The following is an 18729-nucleotide window of genomic DNA, read 5'->3' as shown; positions in this document are numbered from 1 at the left end:
ATACGACACGGTGTCCACACATTGGATAGCGGACACATCAATACACGCGAATAACCAGGATGAGCGTTCGGTTTTCTGGGTAACCGGCAAAACGCCTGCACAACAATTTGCTTGGAACAAGCATGTCACGCACGGAGCGCGATCAGTTTTCGGCGCCTGGTTTCACGGTCCTACCGGCGTCGCCCGCGCAGCGGCGCGGTCAGCGCGGCCAGGCGTGACCCGCGGCGGTCGGGGGTGCGCAGGCGGCCCGCGACCGCGTCGTCGATGAGGGTGCTCACCGTTTCCCGCGCGCAGGTCCGGTTGGCGCCGATGCCACCCGAGGGGCCGCGTTTGACCCAGCCGACCACGTAGGTCCCCTGCCGTTCCCGCACGCGCCCGCCGGAGTGCGGGACGGTGCCGGTCTCCTCGTCGAAAGGCAGGCCGGGCAGTGGGGTTCCGTGGTAGCCGATCGCGCGCACGACCTGGCCCGCGGTGATCTCCACCTCGCCGCCGGTGCCGGTAACGCGCAGCCCCCGTACCTGGCTGTCCCCCAGGATCTCCACCGGCGCGGAGTGGAACCGCAGCACGATACGCCTGCGCCCGTCCCTGGGTGCCGCGGACCAGTCGACTTCCTCCCTGCCGATGCCACCGAGCAGTCCGGCCTTGTCGGCCGGGGCGGCGGCATCGATGGCCCGCGCCGTACGCGGGTCCGCCACGTCGACGACGAGGTCGACGCCTTCCCGCTGGGCGAGCGCGCGCAGTTCCGGCCTGGTGCACGCGGCTGCCTCCGGCCCCCTGCGCCCGAGCAGCACGACCTCGCGGACCTTGCTGGATTCCAGCATGGCGAGGGCTTGCGGGGAGATCGAGGTGCCCCGCAGCGTGCCGGGGTCGGCGGTCATGATCCTGGCCACGTCGAGGGCGACGTTGCCGTTACCCACCACCACCATCCGCTCCGCGGACAGGTCGATCGTGTCCGCCGGCACGTCCGGGTGACCGTTGTACCACCCCACCACGGTCGTGGCGGCGACGCTGCCGGCCAGGTCCTCGCCGGGGACACCGAGCCTGCGGGCCGAGGAGGCGCCGACGGCGTAGATCACCGCGTCGTGCCGGGCGGCCAACTCCTCGACGGTGACATCCCGGCCCACCTCGACGCCGAGGCGCAGGCGGAGCCGGGGATGCGTGTAGAAGCGCGCGAACACCTCGCCGATCTTCTTCGTGGACGGGTGATCGGGCGCGACGCCGTACCGGACGAGGCCGCCGGGGTCGGCAAGGCGGTCGATCAGGGTGACCCGGGAATTGGTGTGCAGCAGGAGATCCTCGACCGCGTACATGCCCGCGGGGCCGGTGCCCACCACGGCGACGTCCAGCGGGTCGAAGTCGCTGGGGACGGTGCGGGTGAAGGTCGGCTGGCTCCAGGCGTGGAAGTTCGGCGAGGACTCGAGTTCCCCGGCGGCCGGGCTCTGGTTCGCGTAGTACTCGGCGTTGACATCGGCGTATGCGGCGAACGGCCCGGTCAGTGCGTCCACCGGGAAGATCGCGTCCACCGGGCACGCGTCCGCGCAGGCGCCGCAGTCGATGCAGCTGTCCGGGTCGATGTACAGCATCTCGGTACTGCCGAAGTCGGGCTCGTCCGGCGTGGGGTGGATGCAGTTGACCGGACACACCGCGACGCAGGAGGCGTCGTTGCAGCAGGTCTGGGTGATCGCGAAGGCCATTGCTCAGTGGCTCAGATCAGATTGGCACGCTTGTAGAACCACATGGACGCCTTCGTCAGCAGCCCGGCCGAGTTGAGGAACTCCATCAGCCCAGCGCAGCTCGAGCGCAGCATCGACTTGTGGTGCTGGTTCGCCGCGGCCTCCCGCAGGGCCCGCTTGGTGTCGAGCCCGGCGTTCGCGTAGACCTTCTTGTTGACCATGCTGGTGACGATGAAGTACGAGGCGATGGCGACGACCAGGGCGTTGATCTGCTTCCGCAGCCGTCCTGCGCCCTCCAGCCGTTCCTTGGTCTCCTCCCTGGCGAACTTCATGTGCCGCGATTCCTCGACCACGTGGATGTTGTTGACCGTCCGGACGAAGGGCGCCACCCGCTCGTCCCGCATCCAGTCCCGCTGCATGACGTCGAGGACCTCCTCGGCGACCAGGATCGCGGCGTAGGCGGCCTCCCCGAAGGCCACCGTCTTGAACAGTCGGCCGAGTTCGACGACCATCCGCCGCGGCCGGTAGGCGGGCGCGCGCAGCTTCGCGGCGCCTCGCGCGAACATGATGGAGTGCCGGCACTCGTCGGCGATCTCGGTCAGCGCCCACTGGAACGCCGGATCGGTCGGGTCCTTCGCGTAGAAGTCCCGCAGCACCATCTGCTGCAGGATCATCTCGAACCAGATCCCGGTGCTGGCGACCGACGCCGCCTCCTGGCGGGTCAGCTCGCGCTGCCGCTCCGGGGTCATCTCCTTCCAGTACGACGTGCCGTACAGAGTACTCCACTCCGGGCTCGCGCCGTGGTAGCTCGTGTCCAGCGGTGTCTCCCAGTCGACCTCCGTGACCGGGTCGTACGACAAGGTCTCCGAGGAGTCCAGCAGCCGCTGCGCGACCGACTGGCGGTCGGACTGGGGCGCGTCCGCGCGCTGGTGACTGTCGACGCTGGTCATGGCGACTCCCTGACGGCTTCTTACTGTTACCAGGATTTACTGTTACCAACAGTAACACACACCCGCAGGGTCCGACAGTGTCGAGTTCACGGCGAGTCCGGTGTCCTGGGAAGCTTCGTCGGTTGTCCAGGTCCAGGCGGCCTTCTCGGAATGGTCGACCGTCAGACCGGCGGTGGCGGTTCGGGCGGCGCCGTCCAGCGGGGCTGCCCGGAGTCCCTTCGTGCCTCGGGCGTTCCTGCTCCCGGACCGGACCTGGGTGGGAGGCTGACCAGCGGCCCCAGCGGCGGCCGGATGTGCGCGGCCTGGCCGGTGACCGCGCGTAGCAGCCCTTCGGCACCGCTCGTGGTCAGTGACACGACCGGGTAATGGTCGGCGGCATAGGGTTGGAGGAAGTCCGGGATCTCCGCGACCGAGTGGCCGGGGAGCAACACGGGCAGGATCTTCCTGGTCCACCGGTCGCGATCGCGTTGCAGGAAGTCCCGCAGCAAGGCGGCCTCGACCCGGCCGCCGTAGTTCGCGTCGTTCGGGCCGGTGCCGTCGCCCATCCGGCGGTAACCTTCCGACGCGATCACCAGGACGTAGTCGGCGCCGGACATGCCGTCCAGTGCCCAGGGATACCAGTCCTTGCGCGCCACCCCCGCCCATTCATCGAGGATCACGCCGATCCCGGACGAGACGAGAAGGGTGGCGAGCTCCCGCACGTCGTCGCGGTGCTCGTCACTGTCGTGCGTGTAGGAGATGAAGACGTATGGGCTGGTCAACGGTGTCCCTCTTCGACGCTCGCGTGCCGGTCGAGAACGATAGCAATCCGCGTACGGGTGTTCACGCGGCAGCGGCTGGACAAATCAATGACAGTTTCGAGATACGGCTGTCTGCCAACTACCTTCCGTGAGACCTTTGTGGCCGCGTCGATCACAGGCTGGAGCGAAGGGACAGGTGCTGGTGCGGGAGCCTGACGAGGCCGCGGTGCCCCCGCGGGTGTTCGTCTCGTTCGCACGGGATTCGGTGGAGCACGAGACGGCGGCGCGGGATTTCGCGACCTTCCTGCGGACGGACGCCGGTGTGGACGCGCGAATCGAGGAGTGGTTCCAGGCGCAGCGACGCGACCGGGTCGCCTGGGCGCTCCAGGAGATCGACGAGGCCGACTTCATCGTCGTCATCGCGTCGCCCGCCTACAAGAGGGTGCTGGACAAGGCTTATTCGGCCGCACCAGGACAGCTCACGCACGTCGAAGCCGCGATGATCAGGAACATCCTGGCCCGCGGCCCGGAGGAGGACCTGGGTCGCATCCTTCCGGTCGTGCTTCCCTGCGGCGATCCCGACGACCTCCCCGAGGTACTACGCCCATACTCGACGACGTCGTATGCGGTTCCCGAGATCAACCTCGCCGGCCTGGGCGAGTTGTTGCACGTGCTCACCGGCTCAACGCCATACCCGCTGCCCCCGCTTGGGCCGTACTTCCCGCCGCTGCCACCCGAACAGTCGATCGTGCTCGCGACACCGGCCCCGCCCGCCGCACCGGACGGGGTCATCGCCGCGGGCGCGGAGGTGAGGATCGGCGGCAGTGTCTACCTGGTCCAGGGCGACCTGGAGAGCGAACCGGTCGCGGACCACGCCGCCGTACGGAGCCAGGGCAGAGCCCTGCGGCTCGACCGGTCGCACGAGCACGTGTGGCTGCGTCAGGTGGCGTTGCGCCACGACACGTCCGCGGCGAAGGACGAGATCGCCGCACTCGGACATGAGCGAGACCTCCTCGTGCGGTTGCGCGGAAAAGACCGCGGCCTGCCCAGCCTGGTCCAGCTGGCCGAGGACGGGCACGTGACCACATTGGTGACCGCCTGGCCGGTCTCCGGCGACCCGGGCGACCCGTGCGGCACGTTGGCCGACTTCGTGCCACGGCCGGGCGAGATGGTCGATTCCTGGCACGCGCTGGGCCAGCTTCGCGCGCTGGGCGGGCTCGCCCGGTCGCTGTCGGTCCTGCATGCCACGCGGCACACCCACCGCCGGCTGACCCCTGCGGGTGTTCTCCGGCTCGATGACCGGACGTTCGTGCTCCGGGACCTCGGCGACGCCGGTCGTGGCGAACGCCCCGGCGAGGTCCCGCCGGACTACCGGGCGTCCGAACAGGAACGCCGGCACGGTGGCCGGGCCGGTCCGTGGACCGACGTCTTCCGGCTCGCGGCGATCGCCTATCACCTGGTGACAAGCCACCCACCCGACCCAGGCACGCCGTTGCCGATCCATGCCCTCGCACCCAGGGTCCCCGCACGGGCGGCCACGGCGATCGACGCCGCACTCGCATGCGACGCCGCGCGGCGTCCCGGCATGGACGAGCTCGAAACCGCACTGAGGGGCTGAACGACACCGGTGCTGAAAACCGTGGATCTGCGCGCGCCGATCTTCCTCGTGCCGGGCCGGAAGCTGCACGAGGGAATCGTCAAGCAACGGAAGGATCATCCGGCGCTCCCCCGGGGGCTCGACGAGATCGTCACCGACCTGTCCGCCCGCGGCGACGGCGTGCCGGTGACGTTCACCCCGTGGGAGGGCAGCGACACCGGTTTCAGCCTGCAGCTGCACACGGACGCTTACGTGGTCAAGCTGGGGCTGAGCCGTCGCGGCGACGCGTACCACGTCAACTGGGCCGCGCCACTGCGGTTGCGAGAGCACGACAAGCTGGCAAGGGGGTGCCTGCTCGTGCGCACCGTCTGGCGCCCGGTGCCGGAGATCCGCCAGGTGCCACAGGGCGCGGACGCCGGCTGGAACGGCATGTTGCAGGCATGGCACAAGCTACAGTCCGAGCTGGGGGACTCCGCGGGCACTCCCGAACTGGAAACCCAGCACACCAGGTTTCTCGACGCACTCGACCGGCTGAACGACGCAGTGCACCGACTGAGTGTCGATAACGCCGGCCGGCTACCGACGTTCCCCTACCGCGCCGTCGAGCCGGTCGGGGAACGCCGGTACAGCGCCGCCGGCATGTACCGGTTCCACATCGTCGGCGGCGTGACGCCCGAGCGGAACGCGTTCGTGCAGGTGCGCGGCGAGCCGGACCAGCGAGGGCATGTCACGCGAGTGACCGATGGCAAGGTCACCGTCCGGTTCGACCGGCAGGTGGACTGGGAGCGGCTGGCCCAGCAGGGCGAGCTGATGCCGACCGTGACCGACGTCGCGTACGCCAAGCGACGAGAGGCGATCGCCCTGTTGCGGGCACGCCAGGCGCGAAACTCGTCGCTGCTGGACGTCCTGGTCGACCACCACGTCCAGCCGATCGACACGGTGCGCGCGGAACCAGGCGAGGAGCTGGACCCGGACCAGCTGGCCGCGTTCCGGAAGTCGCTCGGCGTGCGCGACCTGATGGTCGTCCTGGGCCCGCCGGGAACCGGGAAGACGCGGGCCATCAGTCAGATGGCCCGCGCGCACGCCCTCGGGGCGGGACGGGGCAGCGTGCTGATCGCGTCGCACACCAACCGCGCGGTCGACAACGTCCTTGCCAAGCTGCCGCGGGACGTCCTCGTGGTGCGAATGGGCAACGAAAGCAAGATCGACCCGGACGCCCGGCCGTTCCTCCTCGAGCGCTGGGCCGCCGACCTGCGTGACGAGCTCATCGCCGCGACCGGCAGCACGCTCGGGCGCTACGCCGGAGTACCGCACGCGCGCGAATGGCACATCGAGCTCGAACGGCGGATCGCCAAGCTGACCGAGGCCCTCGCGACCGAGCACGAGCTGCGTGCCGAATGGACGGCGCACCGCCGCGCGACGGGCGGGCAGGCGCAGCAGAACGTGGAACGGCTGGCCGCCAGGATCGCCGAACTGGAGCGCACGGCGATCGGTGTACGCCGCAAGGCCGAACGCCTCGGCCTGCGGATGGCTCGGGCTGGGCGGAGACTGCCGGTTCTCGGGCTCCTGACCGACGCCGTCGCCCGCTCGCGTCAGCGGCGGCTCGCTGCGGCCGGCGCGCGGCTGACCGCGCTGAGCGAGGAAGCGTCGACCACGCAGCAAGCACTCAGCCAGGCGGAAGCGGAGGTGGAGCGGGTGACCCGGGGCGTGCCCGCGGTCCGCGATGCACGCGCGCGGCTGGACCAGGCCGTACGCGAAGGCGAGCAACGCCGGGACGAAGCGCTCACCGCCGCATCGGCGCTGGCCAGGGCCCTCGGCCCGGTACTCCCCGTACCGCCGGTGGATGGCACCGCCGAGCCCGGGGCGACGGGGCAGGCCCTCGATGCGCTCAGCACATTCCATGCGCGACTCGGTCCCCAGCTCCAGCTCCTGGCGGCGCGGGCCGCGGTACTTGCGGACTGGCGGGAGGACATCGCCGGCGACACCGAGCAGTTGCATCCGGAACTGATCCGATACGCCGACGTCGTCGGCGCGACCTGCATCGGGGCCGCGTCCCGGGCGGAGATCGCGGACGAGGAGTTCGACCTCGTGATCATCGACGAAGCCGGGCAGATCGCCACGGCGGACGTGTTGGTACCGCTGGTCCGCGCGCGGCGCGCGGTGCTCGTAGGAGATCATCGGCAGCTGCCGCCCATCGTCGAGCACGAGGTACTCGCGTCGCTTGGCGAAGCCGGGCGCGATCCCGAGGTCCGGGCACTTCTGCAGCGGAGCACGCTCGAGAACCTCGTCGGCGCGCTGCCGGGCAGCCACGTCGACATGCTGACCCAGCAGCGCCGCATGCCGAGGACGGTCGCGGACTTCGTCTCGGAGGCCTTCTACGGCGGAAAGCTGCAGACCATGGTCACGCGGGTACATGATGACGGGGTTTTCGCGAGCCCGCTGGCGTTCGTCGACACCTCCGATCTGCCGGAAGCCAAACGCCGGGAGCGGCGCGCGGAACAGGGTACGGAAAACTCGGCGGAGGCACATCTGTTGTGCAGGCTCGCCACCCACTATCACACCCGGGGGAAGGAATGGGCGCTCATCGTTCCGTATGCGGCGCAGCGGCGCCTCGTCGTCAGCCGTCTCCAGGAGCACATTCCCGACCAGGACATTGTGGAGTCGGGGGTCGGCACGGTCGACTCGTTCCAGGGCGGGGAGCGCGACGTCATCCTCTACGGGTTCACTCGCAGCAACCCCGCCGCCCGGGTCGGCTTTCTCGACGAGCTACGACGCGCGAACGTCGCGTTCACCCGAGCGAAACAGCAGCTCGTCCTCGTCGGCGATCTCGAGATGCTGTCGCGCGCACAGGATCCGGGCTTCCGCGAACTTGTCGGGCGGCTGCACGAGCACGTCCTGGCCGACGGCGACCTCCGCCGGAGCACGGACATCTGGCACCGGCTCGGGGAGCTCGCACCGTGAACGCGGGCAAGGCCGTCATGCCCTACCGGAAGGAACGGGCTCTGGAGGACGCCGCTTTCCGGCACGGCTTCACCCCAGTCAGGTTGTTCTCACTGCTGCTGCCCGTATGGCAGGTCGACGTCAGGGCAACGACCGTCGAAGGGAAGCCGTACGAGCTCATCGACCGCTATCTCGAGCGAGGTCTCGCCGAATGCGGCCTGAACACAGTGGCCGAGCTCGCGGCATTTTTCTCGCTCGACGAGGTCCTGGTCGACCGCGCCATCCGTTTCCTCGCCGGTATCGGTCACCTCACCGGGACACCGGACGGCGGGCTCACGCTGACCGACCTCGGCCGGAACTCGCATCGCGACCAGGTGTGTTATGTCGTCGAACGGCAGGACCGCCGCCGGCTGTACTTCGACGGGTACACCTCGCTGCCACTCACCCGCCGGCACTATGACGCCGGGGTCGTCACCTTCTTGACGCTCGCGCAAGCCGGCGCCATGCACGGGCGCGACCAGGACTTCCGACTGCTCGCCACGACCAAGGGTTTCCGCCGCGAAACGCTGGCCGAACTCGCCCGCTATCGCGACCGGGAACGCTACAACCTGCCGCACCGCCTCGACCGGCCGGAAAGCCTGGGTGAGGAGTGTGTCTTCCTGCCGGTGCACGTGATCCGTGCGGTGCAACCCGGCGGCAAGATCCGCTTCCTGGCCTACGGTCAGGCGGCCGACACCGCCGACCCCGAGCTGAGCGAACTGTGTGAGCAGGCCCCGGAGATCCAAGGCGCGCTCGCGAACGAGGACACGACAGAAGAGGAGCAGCGGACCCGGATAACCAGCTGGCTGCTGCGCAAAGGACTGTCCGGGTACCGGCCCGTCCGGTTCCCGCACGGCGGGTGGCAGGTAGAGCTTCCGAGATCGGCCTTCGAGCCGTCCGGGCCGATCCCGTGCGCCAGCCTCGGCTCGTTCGCAGCGTTGAGCACGACCGTCGTACGGATCTGGTGTGCGGACAAGGAGCTACGGGAGCAGGGGTTCCTTGATCGGGTGGAGTCGTTCGCCCGGGCGAGGCAGCGAAAGGCAGGCGAGGTCACCGCGCTCGCGACGAAGGCGGGCAGGCAGCTGGGATTCGAGTCGACCGACTTGTCGGCGTTGCGCGCGATGGCGGCCGCGGCGGGACGGGACGCACTGGTATTACTCCTCGACAGCTTGAATTGACCATTGGACAGCTTGTGGTCAAACCGCTGACGAAGCCTTTTCCAGTATGGTTTCGCGCGGCACGCGTAGCTAGCGTCAGCGGCGATGGACCACGAATCCCTGCCGGAACTGCCGCTGGCCGAGCTCAACCCGTATCTGTCGATCACGGTGCTGGAATGCACCGGCGAGGATCCGCAGATCGCGTTCGCGAGCCTCACAGTGTTCCTGCGCGAATCGGCGGGAAAGCGAGGGCGAGCGGCATCGTGCCGGGTGCGAGCCGAGGTGACCAAACTGGCCGGCGACGCGATCGAGTCGCTGGGAACTCTGCGGGAACTCGGGTTCGACAGTCTCTACGGCGTGTACCGCCAGGTCGTGCGTTCCCCGGGGTGGGCGATGGCGGAGTCGGGCATCGTCGATCTCCACAACCACCTCACCCTCGCCACGCGAAGGAACCGCCTCGTCGCGGTCTGCACCACCATCACGAGCGAGTCCCAGCTCAGGAGTTGGGTGGAACGGAACGCCGAGTTCCGGTTCTTCCCCGCCGAGGTGCTGGCGGGAACGTTCCACGGCGACGGCCGGATGATCTGGATGCGCGGGGTGCACCGCCGCCGGGCCACGAGGCCGGACGGCAAAGCCCTGACCGGCCTCCGACTCCAGGACGCATTGCATCCGCTGGAGGACGGCGGTTTCGCGCTGAGCGCCGCGAAGATCCACTACGTGCCCGGCAACGACACCGCCGTCCTTCGTGATCTGCTGACCGTGTCGCCGGACAAGTCCAAGATCTCCTGGAAGCAGACCACAGAATTCCCGATGTTCCTCGCCGCCACCGGCGAAGCGCTCGACATGCTGGGCAAGGAACTTGTCTCGGAGGCCTCGCCCGCGCTGCCCTTCGGTGGGCTCGCCGTGCCCGAGACCGACCTGGCCAGGGTAAGGTTCGCCGTCGACATCGCGGTGAGTGATCCTGACCAGATGCGCGGCGAGGCCGATGCCGGTGCGGACGAGATCCGCTACGCCGAGTTGCTCGCCCAGGCAACCATGGAGGTACGTGGCCGGCCTGATTCGGCGACCACGGAGCTGGACGTGGTGATCGGCGATGCCAAGGCGACGTTCATGTTGAACCCGGTGAGGGCACACAGCGGGTTCCGGCTCGAGGTGCGGCACAACGGTCCGCCGATGGGCGCTGAGCTGGCGCAGATCAAGGACGCTCTCGCGACCGGGGGCCTGCTCACCCTGTACTACGGATCCGGGCACGCTTTCGACGGGCGCCACATCCATTGGCGGAGCCTGGTCGACGCACCGTTCACGAACCTCCAGTTCGAGGACTTCGGTGGATACCTGGTCACTCGGGAGAAGCCTGCGGTGCACGGAGACCGGGCCATCCACGACGCGATCGGCATCGGTGGCGACAGTTCCCTGTTCGCCTGGGTCGTACACCGATTCGGGGTCGGCTGGCTGCTCTGCGACGACGGCGCGGGCGAGATCGCCGACTTCCTGCACCTGGCCGACGACGGAACGCTGACGGCGATCCACGTCAAGGCCGCGGCGAGCGACTCACCAACCAGGCGGCTCGCCGTGACAGGGTTCGAGCAGCTCGTCAGCCAGGCGGAGAAGAACGTGACCTCCCTGCGCGCGGAAACGCTCGTCAACAGGCTCGCCGTGCCGCGCGTCGCGGCGCACGCGGCGTGGCACGACGGTCAGCGCATCGCGCCGGCCGACTTCGTCGACCAGCTGCGGCTACGCTTGGACAGCGATCCCACGAAAGTGGCCATCGTCCAGCCGCACCTGCTGCGGGCCACACATGAGCAGGCCCGGGCGGCCACCGCGGCCGGCAAGGAGACCCGCGACACGCACTGCCTGCGGTTGCTGGACAATCTGCTGCACAGCACGAGAAGAACGATCACCGGCCAGTGCGATGAGCTCGTGGTGATCGGTAGCCGGTAGACCGGGCTGAATGTGGGGCCAAGGAGGTCGCATGCGGATCGCGGTGATGGGAACCGGTGGGGTGGGCGGCTACTTCGGCGCCCGGCTGGCGCGGGGCGGCCACGATGTCGCCTTCGTGGCCAGGGGACGCCAGCTCGAGGCGCTGCGTGCGCACGGCCTGCGGGTGGAGAGCCCGCTCGGCGACGCGCATCTGCCCGAGGTCGAGGTCACCGACGATCCCGCCGAGCTGGATCCGGTCGACCTGGTGCTGTTCGGGGTGAAACTGTGGGACACGGAGGCCTCGGCCGAGCTCGTCAGGCCGCTGCTCACCGAGCAAACCGGTGTGGTGTCGCTCCAGAACGGCGTGGTGAAGGACGACATCCTGCGACGCGTCCTCGGTGACGCGCAGGTCATCGGCGGGGTGTGCTACATCGCCGCCACGATCGCCGAGCCGGGGGTCATTCGCCACTCCGGCACGCTGCAGAAGCTGGTGCTCGGCGAGTACGACGGCGCCATCTCACCGCGGGTGCGGGAGTTCCGCGACGCCTGCGCCGGCAGCGGGATCGACGTCGAGATCAGCGACCGGATCGAGCAGGCCGTCTGGGAGAAGTTCGTGTTCCTGGTCGGGCTTTCCGGCACGACCAGCACCTCCCGCACGACGATCGGACCGATCCGCGACCATCCACGTGCTCGCGCTTTCCTTCGCGACGTGATGGACGAGGTGGTGCGGGTCGCGCGCGCCACAGGAGTGCCGCTGCCCGCCGACTACGCCGACGATCGGCTCGCCTTCACCGATCAGGTGTCCGCGGGCATGACCTCGTCGATGCACCACGACCTCGAACGCGGCAACCGGCTCGAGGTCGACTGGCTCAGCGGTGACGTGGTCGAGCGCGGCGCCGCGCTCGGTGTTCCCACGCCGTGCAACCGGGCGATCACGGACATCCTGTCGGTGCACAGCGAGGGGCGTACTGACCTTTCGGGTGCATAGAGGGTTATTCAGAACGACCCAGCGACCGCGGGCCGCCAGGCCCATGGTCACCGCGGCGCGCAGCGCCACCGTGTGGGTGGTGGTGGGCGACGGGCGGGAAGGTCGTTTCAGGTCAAGCACTTGTGACGCACGCTACGGACCTGAATAACCCGACGTGTGAATAAGACATATAGCCCGACCGATACGCGATCAAGTCACATTCCCATTACCCTACCCGATCGTGTGAAACTCCTTCACCCGGTTGAGCGATAGCCAGGCATGGTTCTTGTGAAAACGCGCCCATTCGTCCGCGCTTTCCTCGCCACCGTCCTGATGATCGGAGGTCTGCTGGCCGTGCCCGTCGCCGGCGCGCCACCGGCGGCCGCGGTGCCGACGCTGCCGCCGGGCTTCGTGCTGCGCGACCAGCCGAGCGGCCAGCAGGCGGGGGAGCTGACCGACTTCGCGTACCTACCGGACGGTGGTGGCCTGCTGAGCATCGGCAAGCAGGGCACCCTCGCCTGGGTCCCGCCCGCCGGGCAGCCACGGACGATCCACGAACTGTCCGTCGTCACCAGCGGTGACCTGGGACTTGTCGGGCTCGCCGTGGCACATGACTACGCCACCTCGCGCCAGATCTACCTCTCCAGGTCGGTGCCGACCGATACCGGCTCGGCGCTCCGGCTGGAGCGCTACCGGGTGACCGGTTCTCCGGATCCGACCGGCATCGCCCTGGAGCGGGTACTGATCGACGAACCGGCGGACACGAACGTCCACGGGATCTGGGGCGTTGTCGCCGCGCAGGACGGAACCCTCTGGGTCTCCTTCGGCGACAACGCGGGCTACACCGGCGTCGATCCGAACGCGCTGAGGTCACTCGACCCCGACGCGCTTCAGGGCAAGATCCTGCACCTGACGGCCGACGGGCTCGGCGTGCCGGACAACCCGTTCTACGAGGAGGCGGACCCGGGCTCCGTCCGCAGCCGCGTGTTCGCCAGCGGTTTCCGCAGCCCCTTCCGGCTGTCCCTCGATCCACGCACCGGCCTGCCGGTGGTGGGCGACGTCGGCTGGAACAGGTGGGAGGAGATCAACGTCGTGCAGCCAGGTCGGGCCTACGGGTGGCCGTGCTGGGAAGGCGACGTGCGCATGGGCGGCTACGCCGACCTGCCGGGCTGCGCCGGGGTGGCCAACACGCCACCGCTCGTCGCGTTGCCCCACGGGACCGCCAACAGCATCACCGGGGGCATCTTCTACTCCGGTATCAGCTATCCGGAGCAGTACCGGGGCGCGTACTTCTTCGGGGACTACGTCAGGCACAAGCTGTGGTCGTTGCGATACGACCTGCAGGGAAACCTCACCGAGCCACCGCAGAGCCCGCCCTTCGGCGTCGACATCGGCGGTCCGGTGAAGTTCGCCGCGGCCACCAACGGGGACATCGTCCTCGCCGACATCTCCACCGGCATGCTGCGCAGGCTCAGTTATGTCGAAGGCAACAGGCAACCGATCGCGAAGGCGGAGGTCAGCACCGATCCGGCGACCCGAACCGCGACCTTCGACGGCTCGGGCTCCTACGACCCCGACGGCGAGATGCTCACCTACGAGTGGGACTTCGGTGACGGCACGACCGGCGGCGGGGAGCGCGCCGCACACACCTACGCGGACGAACCCGAGCGGTTCACCGCGACGCTGACGGTGACCGACCCGCTCGGGGCGAGCGAGTCGACGCAGCTCCCGGTGGTGCCGGGCAACTACTCGCCGGTGATCGACCTCACCACGCCCGGCGATGTCGAGTTCGCGGTCGGGGAACCGGTGGAACTCGGCGCCACGGCGACGGACGTCGAGGACGGCTCGCTGCCGGTGCACTGGTCGAGGAACGTCCTGCACTGTCCAGAGGAGGAGGCCTGCCACGACCACCCTGGGGAGAGTGCGGACGGCCCCGAGTTCACGGTGCCGTTCACCGACCATCCGAACTCGCGGATGGTGCTGACGGCCACGGCGACCGACAGCGACGGCGTGTCCGTGAGCCGGGCGTATACGGCGTGGCCGCGGGAACACCTGCTGAAGCTGGTCAGCAACGTGCCCGCGGTGCTCCAGATTCCCGTCGAAGATGGGGAAGGAGGGGAGGACCCGGTCAGTTCGTCCATGATCACCGAGGGTGCGACGCTCGACGTGATCGCGGCCGCGACCGCGAATGACGGTGTCTCGCCGTTCACCGGATGGACCGACGGCGAGCCTGCGCGGTCGCGCACGCTGACCATGGGCGGCGAGGACCTGACGCTGTCCGCGCACTACTCGACGCCGATCGAGCAGCGCTACGAAGCCGAACCGGACCTACAGGCGCTGCTCGGCGCACCGACCGGTCCGGAGATCGTCGACGGCGACGTGCACTACCGCCCGTACGAGCAGGGAAGGCTGTACTGGTCGGCGGAAACCGGGGTGCACCGGGTACGCGGCGACATCCTGGACCGCTACCTCGCGCTCGGCGGGCACGGCCGGTTCGGACCGCCGACCACCGACGAGGCCGCAACACCGGACGGCGTCGGGCGGTACAACCACTTCGCGGGCACCCCGAGCACCCTCGCGGCCTCGGTCTACTGGACGCCGAGCACGGGCGCCCACGGAGTGTGGGGCGAGATCCGGCAGCGGTGGGCCGCGCTCGGATGGGAACGCGGACCGATGGGGTACCCCGTGACGGACGAAAACGCGACACCGGACGGAATCGGCCGGTACAACCACTTCTCGAAGAAGAGCTCGATCTACTGGACGGACGCCAACGGCGCACACGGCATATGGGGCTCGATCCGGCAGCGGTGGGCCGCCCTCGACTGGGAACGGAGCCCCTTGGGATACCCCGTGACGGACGAAACCACGACACCGGACGGAATCGGCCGGTACAACCACTTCTCGAAGAAAGGCTCGATCTACTGGACGGCCGGCACCGGCGCGCATGAGGTGTACGGCTCGATCAGGCGGCGCTGGGAGTCGCTCGGCTGGGAACGCTCGTACCTCGGCTACCCGGCAAGCGGGGAGTACAGCGTCTCCGGCGGTAGGCGGAACGATTTCCAGCACGGTTACATCCGCTGGTATCGCGACACGGGCAACGTCATCGACCGCCCCTACTGACGAAAGCGGCATGTGGCTCGCCGACGTCACGGCCGGGGCAACTCGGCCGTGACGTCGGCGAGCCGTCCACGAATGCGCTTGCGTCGCCGAGAAACGACCAGCGTCCGGTACGGGACGGCGGGTTCAGGCTTGCCCCGTTTCGATACGACTCACCTTTCCGTCGCTCACCTCGAACTTCCAGGCAGTGCGCATGAGGCCGTAGGTGTCGTTACGATAGTCCACGACAAAGGAACGCCCGTCTTCCGACTGCGACACGACGTTCTCCATGCGGCCATGTGAGATGAAGACCTCTCGGTCCACCCACTGGGTGAGGTCTCGTTCGACACCGTCGTCGGACAGGGTGGCATCCGAGGTGATCGAAGCGAAGAATCCGTCTCGGTCCGCGGCATTGATCGCGGCCACTACGGCACGCACCGGCGGATCCGATATCGCATCGATGTCAGGCATCACGTCTCTCCTTCGCAGAAATGTCGCGTCTTGCCGTTGTGGTCGAGCGGGCGACCGGGCCTGTGGCGCGGCCGCACCCCACACCCTAGAAGCCGACATGACCAGTGGAAACACAATCATCCTGTGGGTCTACACGTACCGCCGGCAACTCCTGGTGATCCCGGGTGGCGCAACAGCAGTAAGTCGCCCGATCGAGGGCGTGCACTGACGAGTGCGGCCTGCCCTGCGGTAGAATGTCCACACGCGACTTATCCTCGACGGCGACGCACTCGAACCGATATGGCAACCTCGCAGCCGAAGCAGACATCACCGTGGAGGTGGCATGAGCCGAACACTCGTCATCATCATTGTTGGCCTCGCCCTCGCCGTGGTGTTCCTGCTGGCCGGACTGCTCGTTCGGCCGCTCGGCGTGAAGCGCGCGGCGGAGGATTTCCTGCTGGTCTGGTTCGCCCTCGCCGCAGGCAACCTCGCCATCGGCGTGTTCGAGGCAGGCTACTCCTTCGCGGAGGAGTTACCGATCTTCTTACTCATCTTCGCAGTCCCGGGTGTGCCCGGGTTCGCCGTGTGGCTCCTCGCCCGCAACCGCGCGACGCCGAACTGACCAGCTCCGGGTGCCCGGGTCGACCTGCTGAAACCCGTCCTGCTCGGAGGTCTGCTGCGCTAACGTGGCGGGAGCAGGCTGCCCACGGGTGTGGTCAGTACGCAGCCCACCGGTGCGGCGTGTTCCGGGTCGAGCGCGTTGAGCACATGTCCGGCCGCGTTGCGGTCGGCGAGGATCCCACCGTGCTCGGCGAAGTCCAGTGGGCATTCGTCCTGCAGCACGATGTTGCGCACGCCTGGGCCGTGGCCGACGCCGCTGGTGTACGGGATCACCGCCCAGTCGTAGCGGGTCATGATGTTGGTATAGGTGATCGCGGGATCGAAGATGCCCCTGGCGTGCAGCTTCTTCAGGAACTCCGAGCCTTGCAGGAACTGGTTGCAGGCGCCGCAAACGATGCCGACCATCCGGTCCCACCAGCGTTTCAGCCCGAGCGTTTCGGAGAGCTGGTACAACGTGGAGATCCCGAGCTGCGTAGTGCCGTGCCATAGCGGGCTCAGGCTCACGTACTTGTCCACCTTGGGTCCGCCACCGAGGAAGCGGACATAGTAGCTCGGCATGATGGTTCCCGCGGAGTGCCCGACTATGTCCACTTTGGCGGATCCGGTACGACTGCGCACCTTGTCCACGAAGACGGACAGCTCCCTCGCGCTCTGCTCCATCGGCAGCAGACCGCCCGGCAGCGGCGCGAAGGGCACCCCGTAGGTCAGCGAGAACACGCAGTACCCGTTGTTCGCCAGCAACGGGGCGAAGGTCTGCCAGGCCGAGGTCTGGTTCGACCCGCCGCCGTGCAGCAGTATCACCGGATTCGGGTGCCGCGCGCTCGGGTCGCAGGACCAGTCGTTCGCGCCGGGCGGCGGGGCGCCCGGCGTCACGTTGTTCGCGTGCGAGCCCGCGACCGTGGTCCACGGGACGGGCAACCGCGGCTCGCCGCGCCCGGCTCGCGCGGCCGGAGCGACCACCAGGGTGAGCAGGGTCGCCAGAGCGAGCACGATCAGGGATCTTGTCGCCGGCATGCTCTCGTACTCACCACCCACGCTCAGGCACGGGACACTCCTTCCGGTCAGGGGTCCTACGGGCGGTGCATGCGTTCCCACAGCTCGGGCCACGGGTCGGAAGGCTCGTCACAAAGCCAGATCGGCACGTTCTGGTTGGCCACCGTCGCCGTGATGTCCAGCCGCACGGTGGCCACCTGGCTGACCTCACCGAAGAACTGGCGCAACCAGGCCGCCTCGCCACCGACGTAGAGCACCCGCGTGGTGCCCTCCGGCGGGCGACCGGCGTACCAGTATCCGCGTTCCGGGCCGTACGCTCCGGGCAGTCCGCGCTCGCGGCCGTACACATCCAGCGCGCTGGCCTGCCAGTAGCTGTCGCCCATGACCGCGGTGCGCGCGCGGTCGTCCGGTGGCAGCGCGCGATACGCCGTGGCCGCGGTGTCGGCCAGCCGGGGCCAGCCGTAGCTGCCGCTGGACACGAAGTCCACGATGCCGATCCCGGTGAACGCGGTCGCCGGGCGCACCGGCAGCACCAGATAGACCATCAGCGGCACCGACAGCGCGTATACCGGCCAGGTCGGCACCCACCGCCACCAGCGGGCCGGAGACCGTCGCTCGATCATCACCGCGGAGGCGGCGAACAGCACGGCGAACATCCCCGCCACGTAGTAGTACCGGCTCGCGGTGACCAGGAAGATCACGAGGAGCAGCACAGCCGCCCAGCCGAAGAGCCGGTGTTCCCGCAGGTGCTCGGACCTCAGCAGCACATACAGCCCGTGGCACACCAGGAACGCCCCCGGCAGCAGTCCGGCCGCCAGCACCACCAGCGGGATCATCGCCGGTGGACCGCCGAACAGCCGCCAGTTCTGCTCGGCAACCACCTCCCGCATCAGCAGGTAGGGCCAGCCGTTGTCGATCTGCCAGATCAGCGTCGGAACGCTGGCGACGACGGTGAGCACCCCGCCGGCCCACAACGCCGGCCTGCCGAGCAGCCGACGCGGCCCGGCGACCGACGCGCCGACGGCCAGCGCCAACCAGAAGAACGCGATGAGCCACTTGCCCTGCATGGCGATCGCCGTGACCAGCCCGGCGATCAGCAGCAGCCGGTCGGACCCGGTGCGCACCCATCGCACGACCAGCCAGCTCACCAGCACCCAGCAGAACGGATCCACCGTCGAGGTCGCCAGCACGTGCCCGGAACCGAGCAGGTGGAACGACAGCGCGTACGCCCCCGCCGTGAGCACCTGTGCCTTCCGCCCACCGCCGAACTCCCTGGCGATCAGCGCAGCCAGCACCACCCCACCGCAGGTGAGCATCATCGGCAACAGCCGAAGCCCGACCACCGAGCCGGGGAACGCCGCGTCGAGCAGCCTTGCCAGCCCCGGCAGCAGCCACGGATTGTCGGCGTAACCCCACGACCAGTGGTAACGGCCGGACGCGAGGAAGTACAGCTCATCGCCGAAATAGCCGAACCGGCCGCTGACCGCCAGCAGTACCGCTCCGACCGCTCCCGCGATCGCGAGCACCGGCAGCCCGGCGAACGCGGGGACGCCCGTGCGCCGGTCACCCTCGACCGGGACGTCCAC

The 18729-nt window shown here is 68.8% G+C and carries 13 protein-coding genes; 7 read left to right on the top strand and 6 right to left on the bottom strand.

What is annotated here, in order from left to right:
• Positions 1-170: 170 nt before the first annotated feature.
• The 3 genes from FB471_RS25370 to FB471_RS25360 form a co-directional block, all read right to left on the bottom strand.
• Positions 171-1694 carry an FAD-dependent oxidoreductase gene (locus FB471_RS25370; RefSeq protein WP_142000850.1) on the bottom strand — a complete coding sequence of 508 codons (1524 nt, stop codon included), beginning with the start codon at positions 1692-1694 and terminating at the stop codon, positions 171-173.
• An 11-nt stretch (positions 1695-1705) separates the two neighbouring features.
• The gene (locus tag FB471_RS25365; RefSeq protein ID WP_142000849.1) at positions 1706-2623 is read right to left on the bottom strand and encodes an AurF N-oxygenase family protein; all 918 of its coding nucleotides are present in this window, start codon (positions 2621-2623) and stop codon (positions 1706-1708) included.
• Between the two features lie 161 nt (positions 2624-2784).
• Positions 2785-3384, bottom strand: coding sequence for a toll/interleukin-1 receptor domain-containing protein (locus FB471_RS25360; protein WP_170220930.1), 600 nt, complete (start codon positions 3382-3384; stop codon positions 2785-2787).
• A gap of 181 nt (positions 3385-3565) precedes the next feature.
• Between FB471_RS25360 and FB471_RS25355 the strand changes: the two genes are divergently transcribed.
• The 6 genes from FB471_RS25355 (at position 3566) to FB471_RS25330 (ending at position 15103) form a co-directional block, all read left to right on the top strand.
• Entirely contained in the window at positions 3566-4981 is a 1416-nt protein-coding gene (locus tag FB471_RS25355; RefSeq protein ID WP_170220929.1) for an SEFIR domain-containing protein, read from the top strand.
• 9 nt (positions 4982-4990) lie between these two features.
• Positions 4991-7921 (top strand): DEAD/DEAH box helicase, encoded by a 2931-nt coding sequence (locus FB471_RS25350; RefSeq protein WP_142000846.1) that lies wholly within the window; start codon positions 4991-4993, stop codon positions 7919-7921.
• Positions 7918-9117: a hypothetical protein gene (locus FB471_RS25345; protein ID WP_142000845.1), complete on the top strand. Its 1200-nt coding sequence runs from the start codon at positions 7918-7920 to the stop codon at positions 9115-9117. The genes FB471_RS25350 and FB471_RS25345 overlap by 4 nt, the downstream gene beginning before the upstream one ends.
• 84 nt (positions 9118-9201) lie before the next feature.
• A complete protein-coding gene (locus tag FB471_RS25340) occupies positions 9202-11037 on the top strand; it encodes a hypothetical protein (RefSeq protein WP_142000844.1) in 1836 nt (611 codons plus the stop codon).
• Positions 11038-11068: 31 nt separating this feature from the next.
• On the top strand, positions 11069-12004 hold the full coding sequence (locus FB471_RS25335) for a ketopantoate reductase family protein (protein WP_142000843.1): 936 nt from the start codon (positions 11069-11071) through the stop codon (positions 12002-12004).
• A gap of 258 nt (positions 12005-12262) precedes the next feature.
• Positions 12263-15103, top strand: a complete 2841-nt coding sequence (locus FB471_RS25330; RefSeq protein ID WP_142000842.1) for a PQQ-dependent sugar dehydrogenase — start codon at positions 12263-12265, stop codon at positions 15101-15103.
• Between the two features lie 123 nt (positions 15104-15226).
• On the opposite strand, the gene FB471_RS25325 is transcribed toward FB471_RS25330, so the two are convergent.
• The gene (locus tag FB471_RS25325) at positions 15227-15550 is read right to left on the bottom strand and encodes a nuclear transport factor 2 family protein (RefSeq protein WP_142000841.1); all 324 of its coding nucleotides are present in this window, start codon (positions 15548-15550) and stop codon (positions 15227-15229) included.
• Positions 15551-15872: 322 nt separating this feature from the next.
• Here FB471_RS25325 and FB471_RS25320 point away from each other — a divergent pair, with 322 nt between their 5' ends.
• Positions 15873-16151, top strand: a complete 279-nt coding sequence (locus FB471_RS25320) for a hypothetical protein (protein ID WP_142000840.1) — start codon at positions 15873-15875, stop codon at positions 16149-16151.
• A 59-nt stretch (positions 16152-16210) separates the two neighbouring features.
• Here the strand turns inward: FB471_RS25320 and FB471_RS25315 are convergent, their stop codons facing one another.
• Positions 16211-17164, bottom strand: a complete 954-nt coding sequence (locus tag FB471_RS25315; protein ID WP_142000839.1) for an esterase/lipase family protein — start codon at positions 17162-17164, stop codon at positions 16211-16213.
• A gap of 56 nt (positions 17165-17220) precedes the next feature.
• Positions 17221-18729: an ArnT family glycosyltransferase gene (locus FB471_RS25310; protein WP_170220928.1), complete on the bottom strand. Its 1509-nt coding sequence runs from the start codon at positions 18727-18729 to the stop codon at positions 17221-17223.

Source organism: Amycolatopsis cihanbeyliensis (assembly GCF_006715045.1).
In the GTDB taxonomy this organism is placed as follows: Bacteria; Actinomycetota; Actinomycetes; order Mycobacteriales; family Pseudonocardiaceae; genus Amycolatopsis; species Amycolatopsis cihanbeyliensis.
The sequence above is the reverse complement of the archived record's forward strand: the minus strand, read 5'-3'. Positions and strand labels throughout refer to the sequence as shown.